The organism is Streptomyces botrytidirepellens (assembly GCF_003721215.1).
Classification (GTDB): Bacteria; Actinomycetota; Actinomycetes; order Streptomycetales; family Streptomycetaceae; genus Streptomyces; species Streptomyces himastatinicus.
The window spans coordinates 1-12,054 of the sequence record NZ_RIBZ01000181.1 but is presented as its reverse complement, the minus strand read 5'-3'; the positions used below and the strand labels follow the sequence as shown (position 1 = coordinate 12,054).

Annotated in this window: 9 protein-coding genes and 1 pseudogene; 7 read left to right on the top strand and 3 right to left on the bottom strand. The window is 71.9% G+C overall.

Features of this window, described 5'->3' with window-relative positions; all coding sequences use genetic code 11:
* The first annotated feature begins 196 nt into the window (after positions 1–196).
* The 4 genes and pseudogenes from EEJ42_RS14325 (at position 197) to EEJ42_RS14310 (ending at position 5,979) form a co-directional block, all read left to right on the top strand.
* Positions 197–1,783: a GMC family oxidoreductase gene (locus EEJ42_RS14325; protein ID WP_123100335.1), complete on the top strand. Its 1,587-nt coding sequence runs from the start codon at positions 197–199 to the stop codon at positions 1,781–1,783.
* Entirely contained in the window at positions 1,783–2,883 is a 1,101-nt protein-coding gene (locus EEJ42_RS14320) for a quaternary amine ABC transporter ATP-binding protein (RefSeq protein ID WP_123100334.1), read from the top strand. The genes EEJ42_RS14325 and EEJ42_RS14320 overlap by 1 nt, the downstream gene beginning before the upstream one ends.
* A gap of 46 nt (positions 2,884–2,929) precedes the next feature.
* Positions 2,930–4,988: pseudogene (locus tag EEJ42_RS14315) on the top strand (ABC transporter permease).
* 1 nt (position 4,989) lies between these two features.
* Positions 4,990–5,979, top strand: coding sequence for an ABC transporter substrate-binding protein (locus EEJ42_RS14310; protein WP_246096717.1), 990 nt, complete (start codon positions 4,990–4,992; stop codon positions 5,977–5,979).
* A gap of 59 nt (positions 5,980–6,038) precedes the next feature.
* On the opposite strand, the gene EEJ42_RS14305 is transcribed toward EEJ42_RS14310, so the two are convergent.
* Positions 6,039–6,824 (bottom strand): isocitrate lyase/PEP mutase family protein, encoded by a 786-nt coding sequence (locus EEJ42_RS14305; protein ID WP_123100333.1) that lies wholly within the window; start codon positions 6,822–6,824, stop codon positions 6,039–6,041.
* Positions 6,825–6,839: 15 nt separating this feature from the next.
* On the bottom strand, positions 6,840–7,322 hold the full coding sequence (locus tag EEJ42_RS14300; RefSeq protein WP_123100332.1) for a carboxymuconolactone decarboxylase family protein: 483 nt from the start codon (positions 7,320–7,322) through the stop codon (positions 6,840–6,842).
* 47 nt (positions 7,323–7,369) lie between these two features.
* Between EEJ42_RS14300 and pdxR the strand changes: the two genes are divergently transcribed.
* The 3 genes from pdxR (at position 7,370) to EEJ42_RS14285 (ending at position 10,561) form a co-directional block, all read left to right on the top strand.
* Positions 7,370–8,917, top strand: coding sequence for a MocR-like pyridoxine biosynthesis transcription factor PdxR (gene pdxR, locus EEJ42_RS14295; RefSeq protein WP_123100331.1), 1,548 nt, complete (start codon positions 7,370–7,372; stop codon positions 8,915–8,917).
* Between the two features lie 84 nt (positions 8,918–9,001).
* On the top strand, positions 9,002–9,358 hold the full coding sequence (locus EEJ42_RS14290; RefSeq protein WP_123100330.1) for a hypothetical protein: 357 nt from the start codon (positions 9,002–9,004) through the stop codon (positions 9,356–9,358).
* A 15-nt stretch (positions 9,359–9,373) separates the two neighbouring features.
* Positions 9,374–10,561, top strand: coding sequence for a glutathionylspermidine synthase family protein (locus EEJ42_RS14285; RefSeq protein ID WP_123100329.1), 1,188 nt, complete (start codon positions 9,374–9,376; stop codon positions 10,559–10,561).
* A 68-nt stretch (positions 10,562–10,629) separates the two neighbouring features.
* Here EEJ42_RS14285 and rocD read toward each other — a convergent pair whose 3' ends face one another.
* On the bottom strand, positions 10,630–11,856 hold the full coding sequence (gene rocD / locus EEJ42_RS14280) for an ornithine--oxo-acid transaminase (RefSeq protein WP_123100328.1): 1,227 nt from the start codon (positions 11,854–11,856) through the stop codon (positions 10,630–10,632).
* Between the last annotated feature and the right edge of the window lie 198 nt (positions 11,857–12,054).

Here is a 12,054-nt window from a genome sequence, read left to right as displayed (position 1 = left end):
GCCGCCGGCCCCCGCCCGGGGCGGCACGGCCGGGCCCGGACCTCCCGCCGGGCCCGGGCCCCGTCGCGTCCGGTGACGGCGTCCGGCGACTCCCCCCTTCGTCCGCAACCCCCATCTCCCTCCGGGGACGGCCCACGGTCCGCACCCGTGCGGGCCGTCCCGGAAGACCGGAAGACCGCGAGGAGTAACTCCCACCATGCCCGTACCTGACGCATACGATTACGTCGTCATCGGCGGCGGCACCGCAGGATCGGTGATCGCCTCCCGGCTCACGGAGGACCCGGACGTCCGCGTCGCCGTCATCGAGGGCGGCCCCTCCGACATCGACCGCCCCGACGTCCTCACCCTGCGCCGTTGGTTGGGTCTGCTCGGCGGCGACCTGGATTACGACTACCCCACCGTCGAGCAGCCGCGCGGCAACTCGCACATCCGGCACAGCCGAGCCCGGGTGCTGGGTGGATGCTCCTCGCACAACACGCTGATCTCCTTCAAACCGCTGCCGGGCGACTGGGACGAGTGGGCCGAGGCGGGTGCCGAGGGCTGGGACGCCACCGCCATGGACCCGTACTTCCAGAAGCTGCGCAACAACATCGTTCCGGTGGACGAGAAGGACCGGAACGCGATCGCCCGGGACTTCGTGGAGGCCGCCCAGGCCGCCGCCGACGTGCCGCGCGTCGAGGGCTTCAACAAGAAGCCGTTCCACGAGGGCGTCGGCTTCTTCGACCTCTCGTACCACCCGGAGAACAACAAGCGCTCCTCGGCGTCGGTCGCCTATCTGCACCCCTTCCTGGACCGGCCGAACCTCCACATCATGCTGGAGACCTGGGCGTACAAGCTGGAGCTGGACGACAGCGGCCGGGCCACCGGCGTCCACGTCCGCACCAAGGACGGCGAGGAGATCCTCGTCGAAGCGCGGACCGAGGTGCTGGTCTGCGCGGGCGCGGTGGACACCCCGCGGCTGCTGATGCACTCCGGCATCGGCCCCAAGGCCGACCTTGAGGCGCTGGGCATACCGGTCAAGGTCGATCTGCCGGGCGTCGGTGAGAACCTGCTCGACCACCCCGAGTCGGTGATCGTGTGGGAGACGGACGGCCCGATCCCGGACAACTCCGCGATGGACTCGGACGCCGGCCTGTTCGTGCGCCGTGACCCGGAGTCCAAGGGTCCGGACCTGATGTTCCACTTCTACCAGATCCCGTTCACCGACAACCCCGAGCGACTGGGCTACGAGAAGCCCGAGCACGGCGTGTCGATGACCCCCAACATCCCCAAGCCGCGCAGCCGCGGCCGCCTCTACCTGACGAGCGCCGACCCCGAGGTCAAGCCCGCCCTCGACTTCCGCTACTTCACGGACGAGGAGGACTACGACGGCCGCACCCTGGTCGACGGCATCCGGCTCGCCCGCGAGATCGCCAAGACCGAGCCGCTGGCCCACTGGCTCAAGCGCGAGGTGTGCCCGGGCCCCGAGATCACCTCGGACGAGGAGATCAGCGAGTACGCCCGTAAGGTCGCGCACACCGTCTACCACCCCGCGGGCACCTGCAAGATGGGCGCCACCGACGACGACCTCGCCGTGGTCGGCCCCGATCTGCGGATCCGCGGCCTGTCCGGCATCCGGATCGCCGACGCGTCCGTCTTCCCGACGATGCCCGCTGTGAACCCCATGATCGGAGTACTGATGGTCGGTGAGAAGTGTGCGGACCTGCTGGTCGGGGAGCGTGATCAGGTCCGGTACCGATCGCGCGACCGAGCCGCTCAGCTCGCTCCGGGAGGTGAGGCGTGATGGCTACGACCCTGGCCCCCGAGACGCCCGACAGCCCCAAGACCCCTGAGACCGGCGACCGCACCCCGGTGTTCTCGGTCCGCGACATGTGGAAGGTGTTCGGCCCGAAGGCCGACCGCGTTCCCGGCTCGCCCGACGCCGAGCTGTCCGCCGCGGATCTGCGCGCCCGTACCGGCTGCACGGCCGCCGTCCGGGACGTCTCCTTCGACGTCGAACCGGGCGAAGTGTTCGTGGTGATGGGACTGTCCGGCTCCGGCAAGTCCACCCTGGTGCGCTGCCTCACCCGTCTGATCGAGCCCACCTCCGGGACGCTGAAGATCGACGGTGAGGACGTCATGGCCATGGACAAGGCCCGGCTGCGCGATCTGCGCCGCCACCGTGCCGCCATGGTCTTCCAGCACTTCGGGCTGCTGCCGCACCGCTCCGTCCTCGACAACATCGCCTACGGCCTGGAGATCCAGGGCGTCGGCAAGGCCGAGCGCCGCGCCAAGGCCGCCGAGATGGTGGAGAAGGTCGGACTCAGCGGCATGGAGAACCGCCGCCCCGGCCAGCTCTCCGGCGGTCAGCAGCAGCGTGTGGGCCTGGCCCGGGCGCTCGCCGTCGACCCCGAGGTGCTGCTGTTCGACGAGCCGTTCAGCGCGCTCGACCCGCTGATCCGCCGCGACATGCAGGAGGAGGTCATCCGGCTGCACCACGAGGAGCGCCGGACGATGGTGTTCATCACCCATGACCTCAGCGAGGCGCTGCGGCTCGGCGACCGCATCATGCTGATGCGCGACGGCGGCATCGTGCAGCTCGGCACCCCGGAGGAGATCGTCGGCTCCCCGGCCGACGACTACGTACGGGACTTCGTCCGCGATGTGCCGCGCGAGCAGGTGCTGACCGTGCGCCGCGCGATGCGCCCCGCGACGTCCGAGGAGAAGGACGACGGCCCCGCGCTGACCCCGGGCACCACCGTCGCCGACGCGATCGAGGCCGTGGCCCGTTCCGGCGGCCCCGCGCGCGTCGTCGACGGCGGCCGCTGCCTGGGCGTCGTCGACCACGCCTGCCTGCTCAGCGTCGTCGCGGGCCTGGACGGGAAGGAGGCGGCCGCCGCATGAGAACGCCCCTGACCCCCTTCCCGCCGTGCGGCACCGGGAGGCGCGTGTGAGCGCGACGACCACCCGCCCCAGTACCGACCCCGGCACCGGGCCGCCCGCGGGCAAGACCGCCGCGGACGAGCCGCGCCCGTCGCTGCTGCGCACCGTCGTCAGCAGCCGGACCGTCCGCAAGCTCGCGGTGCTCGCCGTGATCGCCGCCGTGCTCGTACCGCTCGCCCACGCCAAGTGGGCCGGTACCAGTTGGCCGGACGCGCTGACCGTCGATGTGTCCAGCCCGCTGGAAAAGGCCAGCGACTGGATCCTCGACAACCGCGACAGCCACTGGATCTTCCTCTACTTCTTCGGCCACATCAGCCAGGCCATCATCACCGGCGTCCGCGTCGTCTATGTCGCCCTGCTCACCCTCGGCTGGGCCGGTGTCACCGCCGGTCTGACCCTGCTGGCCTGGCGGCTCGCGGGGGTGCGGGTCGCGGTGACGACCCTCGTGTCCTTCGCCGTCTGCGGAGTGCTGGGCATGTGGGTGCCGACGATGCAGACGCTCGCGCTGATGACCGTGGCCGTTGCCGCCTCCGTCGTCATCGGCGGACTGCTGGGGCTGGCCGGCGGGCTCTCCGAGTGGGCGTTCCGGGCGCTGCGCCCGGTGCTGGACACCATGCAGGTGCTGCCCGCGTTCGCGTATCTGCTGCCCGTCGTGATGATCTTCGGTAACGGCGTGCCCGGCGCGGTGCTGGCCACCGTGATCTACGCGGCTCCGCCCATGGCCCGGCTCACCGCCCTCGGCCTGCGCGGCGCGGACGCCGGGGTGCTGGAGGCCGTGGCCTCGCTCGGCGCGACCTGGCGGCAGCGGCTGCTGTCCGCCCGGTTCCCGCTGGCCCGCAAGGAACTGATGCTGGGCATCAACCAAACGATCATGATGGCGCTGTCCATGGCCGTGATCACGTCCGTGATCGGCGGCGGCGGTCTCGGTGACCGCGTCTACCAGGCGCTGTCCAGCGTCGACGTCGGCAAGGCGCTCGCCGCGGGACTCCCGATCGTGCTCCTCGCCGTCGTGATGGACCGCACCATCGGAGCGGCGGGCGAGCGGCTCGGTACGCCCCCGGCCGAGGGCGGCTCCCGGCTGCTGCGCGGCTGGCCCGCCTGGGCGGGTGTCGCGGTNGCTGCGCGGCTGGCCCGCCTGGGCGGGTGTCGCGGTGATCACCGCGGTCGTCACCGTCGCCGGACGGCTGAGCGGCTCCCAGACCTGGCCGGGCGGCTGGACCGTCGCCATCGAGGGGCCCGTCAACCAGTTCAAGGAATGGATGGTCGACCACCTCTACACCGGTGTGCCGGTCATCGGCGGCACCGCCGAATGGGCCGCGGACTACCTCAAGTGGGTCCTCGACCCGCTGCGTGAGGGGCTCCAGGGCATCCCGTGGTACGGGGTCCTGCTGATCGTCGCGGCGCTGGCCTGGCTGATCGGCACCTGGGCCACCGCGCTGACCGCCTCCGCCGCCATGGCCGCGATCGGCGTGCTCGGCGTGTGGAAGTCGTCCATGGACACCCTCTCCCAGGTGCTGGCAGCCGTCGTCGTCACGCTGGTCCTCGGGTTCGCGATCGGCATCTGGGCCGCGCGCAGTGCCCGGCTGGAGCGCATACTGCGACCGGTGCTGGACGTGTGCCAGACCATGCCGCAGTTCGTGTACCTGATCCCCGTGGTCGCGCTGTTCGGCGTCGGCCGCGCCCCGGCGGCGGCCGCGGCCATCGTCTACGCGCTGCCCGCCGTCATCCGCATCACCACCCAGGGCATCCGGAACGTCGACCCCTCCGCGCTGGAGTCGGCGCGCTCGCTCGGCGCCACGCAGGGGCAGCAGTTGCGCCAGGTGCAGTTGCCGCTGGCCCGTCCGGCGCTGCTGCTCGCCGTCAACCAGGGCGTGGTGCTGGTGCTGGCCGTGGTCGTCATCGGCGGTCTGGTCGGCTCGGGCGCGCTCGGCTACGACGTGCTGTTCGGCCTGGCGCAGGGCGACCTGGCGACCGGTCTGGTGGCGGGCGCTGCGATCGTCTGCCTGGGGCTGATGCTCGACCGGGTGACCCAGCCGACCGCGCGCCGCGACAGGAAGGGGGCCTGAGATGGCTACGGCCCATAACCCTCGCCGTCGGCAGCTGCTGATGGCCGCCACCGGGGTCACGGCCCTGCTCACCGCGACCGGCTGCGGCGCGGCGGACATGTCCAAGCAGTCCTCGCCGTACGCCAATGTGGGCGGCGCGAAGAGCGTGACGCTCTCCGTCCAGTCCTGGGTCGGCGCACAGGCCAACGTGGCCGTCGCCCAGTACCTGCTGGAGCATGAGCTGGGCTACCACGTCGACACCGTCCAGGTGGACGAGATTCCGGCGTGGGACGCGCTCAGCCAGGGCCGGGTGGACGCGATCCTGGAGGACTGGGGTCACCCGGAGCAGGAACAGCGCTACGTCAAGGACAAGAAGACGATCGCGTCGGGCGGCGGCCTCGGCGTCACCGGCCACATCGGCTGGTGGGTGCCGAAGTACTTCGCCGACAAGCATCCGGACGTCCTGAACTGGAAGAACCTCAACAAGTACGCCAAGACCTTCAAGACCGCGGAAAGCGGTGGGAAGGGCCAGCTGCTGGACGGCTCCCCGTCCTATGTCACCAACGACAAGGCGCTGGTGAAGAACCTGAATCTGAACTACCAGATCGTCTTCGCCGGTTCGGAGTCCGCCCAGATCACCCAGATGAAGCAGTTCGCCAAGCAGAAGAAGCCCTTCCTGTCGTACTGGTACGAGCCGCAGTGGCTGTTCAACCAGGTGCCGATGGAAGAGGTGAAGCTGCCCAAGTACACGGACAAGTGCGCCGCCAAGGGCGAGAAGGACCCCGACTCCATCGACTGCGCCTACCCGGTCACCCCGCTCCAGAAGTACCTCAACGCGGACTTCGCCAAGGAGGGCGGCAAGGCCGCCGCCTTCCTGAAGAAGTTCAAATGGACCAAGAAGGACCAGAACGAGGTGTCCGAGCTGATCGCCTCGGACGGGATGTCGGCACAGGACGCGGCCAAGAAGTGGGTCAAGGCGCATCCGGACGTCTGGAAGCAGTGGCTGCGCTAGGCGCCTCTTCGTAGAAGCGCCCTGGGGGCGTCACCCGGCCGGGCCCCGCATCGTCCCCCTCATGGGGTGGACGGAGCGGGGCCCAGCTGCCCAGCCAGGTCGCGCGCGGCGGCCATCGTCGCGAGGAAGAGCCGGGGGCCGAAGGTGACGCGGGTGGCGCCGAGCCGCCCCAGCTCGGCGGGCGAGGGGCCGTCCGGTGCGAAGGCCGCCGCGTTGACCGGTACGCCGACGGCGGTCGCGAGCCGGGGCAGCAGTTCCGGCGGCGCGAAGATCGGATAGACGCAGTCCACGCCCGCCGCCGCATAGGCCCGCCCGCGCTCGATCGCCGCCTCGGCCGCGCGCTCGGCGTCCTCGGGCCCGCCCTGGGCGAACGCGCCGCGGGCGAAGACGTCGATCCGGGCGTTGATCACCAGGCTGTCGCCCGCCTCGGCTCGCACCGCCGCCAGCCGGTCCGCCTGCTCCCGCGGGTCGGTCAGCTGCTTGGTCAGCGCGTCGGAGTCCTCCAGGTTGCAGCCCACCGCCCCGGTCTCCAGCAGCCGTTCGACCAGCTCCTTGGCGTCGAGGCCGTAGCCGCTCTCCAGGTCCGCCGACACCGGCACCTCCACGGCCCGGACGATCCGGGCCACCGCGGCGAACATCTCCTCGGTCGGTGTCCGGCCGTCCTGGAAGCCCAGCGACGCCGCGATCCCGGCGCTCGGCGTCGCCAGCGCCGGGAAGCCCGCGTCCACGAAGGCGCGGGCCGAACCGGCGTCCCAGGGACCGGGCAGCACGAGCGGCGTCTCCGCGTCCCGGCCGTGGTGCATCGCCCGGAACGCCCTGGCCTCGGCCGTGGCGCTGGTCGTCATGGATCCCCCTCGTTCTCAGCCCGCGGTCGGCTTGTAGGAGCCCGGGACCTTGCGGGTGGTCACCCCGATCCGGTTCCAGGCGTTGATGGTGAAGATGAGCGCGATGAGCTGGGCCAGCTCCTGCTCCTCGAAGTGCTTGGCGGCCCGGTCGTACACCTCGTCCGAGACGCCGTCGGGCAGGACGGTGACCGCCTCGGTCAGGGCGAGCGCGGCCTGCTCCTTCTCGGTGTAGACCCCGGCCGCCTCCTCCCAGGCGTTGAGTAGATAGATCCGTTCCTCGGACTCGCCCGCCGCCCGGGCGTCCTTGATGTGCATGTCGATGCAGAACGCACAGTGGTTGATCTGCGAGGCACGGATCTTGACCAGCTCCGTCAGCGACGGCTCCAGACCCTGACGGGCCGCCGCGTCCAGCTGGATCATGGCCTTGTAGACCGCGGGGGCCGCGTGCGCGAAGCTCATCCGGGGACCGTGGGGGGAGGTGCTCTCCGATGTCGTCATGCGGCCCACGCTAGAACCTCATCAGCCCAGGGGTATGGTCCACTTTCATGGAGGATTCGTGGGCCATTTCCGGGCCCGGAAAGACCACGTCCGGGCCCGCACAGGCGAGTTCCGGGGCCGAAGACGGGGCCGGAGCCCGGGACGGGGGCGGAGCCCGGGACGGGGACGCGCGGCCGGGCGGGCTGGGCGCCGATCTGCATCTGGACCTGCCGCGGGGCGGGACCACCGGGGTGCGGGCCGCGCTCATCCGCTCCCTGCGCGACGCCGTACGCAGCGGCCGCCTCGCCCCCGGCACCCGGCTGCCCTCCTCCCGCACGCTCGCCGCCGACCTCGGCATCGCCCGCAACACGGTGGCCGACGCCTACGGCGAACTCGTCGCCGAGGGCTGGCTCACCGCACGGCAGGGCTCCGGCACCCGGGTCGCCCGGCGCGTCGTGCCGCCCGAGCCCGCGCCGCCGCGCACCCCACCGGCCGCCGCCGTGGCCGCCACCCGCCCGGCGTACGACCTGCGGGCCGGGTCGCCCGACGTCTCCGCCTTCCCCCGCTCCGCGTGGCTGTCCGCCGCCCGGCGCGCCCTCACGGCGGCACCCAGCGACGCCTTCAACTACGGCGATCCCAGCGGGCGGCCCGAACTGCGCCGGGTCCTTTCCGACTATCTCGCGCGCGCCCGCGGGGTGCGGGCCGCGCCCGAACGGATCGTGGTCTGCTCCGGGTTCATCCAGGGACTCGCCCTGCTCAGCCGGGCGCTGCACAGGGACGGCCACCGCGCGCTGGCCGTCGAGTCGTACGGACTCGACCTCCACTGGAGCGTGCTGCGCCGCAGCGGACTGCGCACCGTGCCGCTGCCGGTCGACGGGCGGGGCGCCCGCACCGGCGAACTGGACCACCTCACCGACGTACGGGCCGCGCTGCTCACCCCCGCGCACCAGTTCCCCACCGGCGTCGCCCTGGACCCCGACCGGCGGGCCGCCGTGGTCGACTGGGCGTCCCGGGCCGACGGGCTGGTGCTGGAGGACGACTACGACGGCGAATTCCGCTACGACCGCCAGCCGGTGGGCGCCCTCCAGGGGCTGGACCCGGAACGCGTGGTCTATCTGGGCACGGCGAGCAAGAGCCTGGCGCCCGCCCTGCGGCTGGCCTGGATGGTGGTGCCGGACCATCTGCTGGACCGGCTGCTGGCCGTCAAGCAGACGGGGGAGTGGCAGTCGGGGGCGCTGGACCAGCTGACGCTCGCGGAGTTCATCGCCTCGGGCGCGTACGACCGCCATGTGCGCGGGATGCGGCTGCACTACCAGCGGCGCCGCGACCAGCTGGTGGCGGCGCTGGCCGAACGCGCCCCGCGGGTGCGCGTCACGGGCATCGCGGCCGGGCTGCACGCGGTGCTCGAACTGCCGCCGGGCACCGTGCGCTCCGTCCTCCAGGGCGCGGCCTGGCAGGGCCTGGCCATGGAGGGCCTGAACCGCTACCGGTACCGCGAGGAGGGCGCGCCGGGAGCGGGCGGACCCGAGCCGGACGAACTGGTCTTCGCCTATGGAGCGCCGCCCGAGCACGCCTTCGCGGGTGCCCTGGACGCGCTGTGCCGGGTGCTGCCCTGAACGGGCCGCTCCCCACCCCCGGCGTTCACTTGTGCGATAAGCCCCTCTAGTGTGGGCGGACCAACGAACGGGGGAGCAGGACCAATGGAACGGAAAGACCCACGGCGGCTGCGGTCGAGCACGGTGATCCTGGGCGGGATGGGCGCCCTCGCGGCGGCCCTCACCTCCTGCGGGTCGGAGCCCGACAAGCGCTGTGTCGACCGGGACAGCTACGACCTGTCCAGGGGCTACCGCATCGTCGACTCCAGTGCCTGCAACGGCTCTTCGGGCTCCACGGGCGGCAAGAAGAAGAGCAGCCGCGGCACCACCACCAAGCGGGTCGACGGCGACTGGTACTACGACGCCGACGTCGACGGCCGCTGGGCGGACTACGGCACCTTCAGCAAGAGCCAGGCCGCCGACCGCGGCGGCTTCGGCTGCTCGGGATCCGGCGGCGGCTGACCGGACGACGACCCGATGAAGCGTCACATCATCGACCCCCGCCCCGACTGGCAGGCCACGGTCGAGGAGCAGGGGGTCATCTACCCGCTGACCCGCTACCCGGACGGCTCGCTGCGCCCGTACTGGGACGAGAGCGCCTACTACGCCTTCACGCTGCCCGAGGTCGAGGCCCTGGAGGAGGTGGTCGAGGAGCTGCACCGGATGTGTCTGGAGGCGGCCGCCCACATCGTCGACCACGACCGCTTCGCCGACCTCGGCATCGAGGATCCGCGGGTGGCCGGGCTGGTCGCCGAGTCCTGGCACCGGCGGGCCGAACAGCCCAGCGTCTACGGCCGGTTCGACCTGCGGTACGACGGAGGCCCGGGCCCGGCGAAGCTGCTGGAGTACAACGCGGACACGCCCACCTCGCTGGTGGAGGCGGCGAGCGCCCAGTGGTTCTGGATGGAGGACCGCTTCCCCGGCGCCGATCAGTGGAACTCGCTGCACGAGCGGCTGGTCGACGCCTGGCGGAAGCAGGCCGCCCTGCTGCCGCCGGGCGCGCCCCTGTACTTCGCCCACTCGGCCGGGGACGAGCTGGGCGAGGACCTGATGACCGTCGCCTACCTGCGGGAGACGGCCGAACAGGCGGGGCTGCGGACCGAGGCGATCTCCATGGAGGACATCGGCTGGGAACGGCTCTCCGGCCGCTTCGTGGACATGCGGCACCGCTTCATCCGCGCCTGCTTCAAGCTCTACCCCTGGGAGTGGCTGGTCACCGACCGGTTCGGCGCCCATGTGCTGGACACGATCGACAACGGCGGCGGCACCGGCTCCACTCTGTGGATCGAGCCCGCCTGGAAGATGCTGCTGTCCAACAAGGCGCTGCTGGCCGTCCTGTGGGAGCTGTACCCCGGCCACCCCAATCTGTTGCCCGCCTACCTCGACGGTCCCCGCGAACTGGCCCGCACCACCGGCTACGTGGCCAAGCCGCTGCTCGGCCGGGAGGGCGCGGGCGTCACCGTGCACCAGCCGGGCGCGGAGCCCGTCATCCGTGACGAGCCCTGCTGCTACCAGGAGTTCGCCCCGCTGCCCGACGTGGACGGCAACCGGGTGGTCCTCGGTGCGTGGGTGGTGGAGGACGAACCGGCGGGGCTCGGCATCCGGGAGTCGGCCGGGCTGATCACGGACGAGTACGCGCGCTTCATCCCGCACGTGATCCTCTGAGCGGCGCCACGGCGGCAGGGGCAATAACGCGAGCAATGTGAGCAACGCCGGCACCACGACGCCTACGGTCATTCCGCCAGCACCCCCCTGAGCTGGTCCAGGCCCCAGTCGAGGTCCTCCTCGCCGATCACCAGGGGCGGTGCGATCCGGATGGTGGACCCATGGGTGTCCTTGACCAGCACCCCGCGGTCCATCAGCCGCTCGGAGATCTGCCGCCCGGTGCCGCGTGACGGCTCGATGTCCACCCCGGCCCACAGCCCGCGCCCCCGCACCGCCTCCACCGCCCCGCCGCCGGCCATGTGCGCCAGCTCCCGGTGCAGATGCTCGCCCAGCTCCGCCGCCCGCCCCTGGAACTCCCCGGTCCGCAGCATGGCGATCACTTCCAGCGCGACCGCGCAGGCGAGCGGGTTGCCGCCGAAGGTCGAGCCGTGCTCCCCGGGGCGGTGGACGCCCAGCACCTCGGCGGACGACACCACCGCCGACACCGGCACCACCCCGCCGCCCAGCGCCTTGCCCAGCACATAGACGTCCGGAACGACGCCCTCGTGCTCACAGGCGAAGGTCTTCCCGGTGCGGCCCAGGCCCGACTGGATCTCATCGGCGATGAACAGCACGCCCCGCGCCCGGGTCAGCTCGCGCACCCCGGCCAGATATCCGGGCGGCGGCACCAGCACCCCCGCCTCGCCCTGGATGGGCTCCAGCAGCACGGCGACCGTCTCCTCGGGCCCGGCGTCGAGCGCCGCCTCCATGGCCGCCAGATCGCCGTACGGCACGATGTCGAACCCCGGTGTGTACGGGCCGTGGTCCGCGCGGGCCTCCGGATCGGTGGAGAAGCTGATGATCGTGGTCGTGCGGCCGTGGAAGTTGTTGTCCGCGACGATGATCCTGGCCCGCCCGTCCGGCACGCCCTTGACCCGGTAGCCCCATTTGCGGGCGGTCTTGATCGCCGTCTCGATCGCCTCCGCTCCGGTGTTCATGGGCAGCACCGTCTCCATCCCGCACAGCTCGGCCAGCTCCGCGCAGAAGGCGGCGAACCGGTCGTGGTGGAACGCGCGCGAGGTGAGCGTGACCCGCTCCAGCTGCGCCTTGGCGGCGTCGATCAGCCGCCGGTTGTGGTGCCCGAAGTTGAGCGCGGAATACCCGGCGAGCAGATCCAGATACCGGCGGCCCTCGACATCGGTCATCCACGCCCCCTCGGCGGAGGCGACGACGACCGGAAGCGGATGGTAGTTGTGCGCGCTGTGGGCCTCGGCGGCCGCGATGGCGCGCTCCGAGAGGCGTTCGGTCGAGGTCAAGACGTCCTCCGTTCTGTGTGACCACGTAGGGGCTGTGACACCACCGAGGGCTGTGACACCACCCGTGGGGACACCACCCATGGGGACACCACCCAGGGTGGGGGTGTGCACGGTGACTGGCGAGCCGAGCGGGACACCGTCACGGCCGGGGCCCGGGCCGCCGTGCCGAGGGCGGCCCGTCGCGCCGCCGGCCCGCCG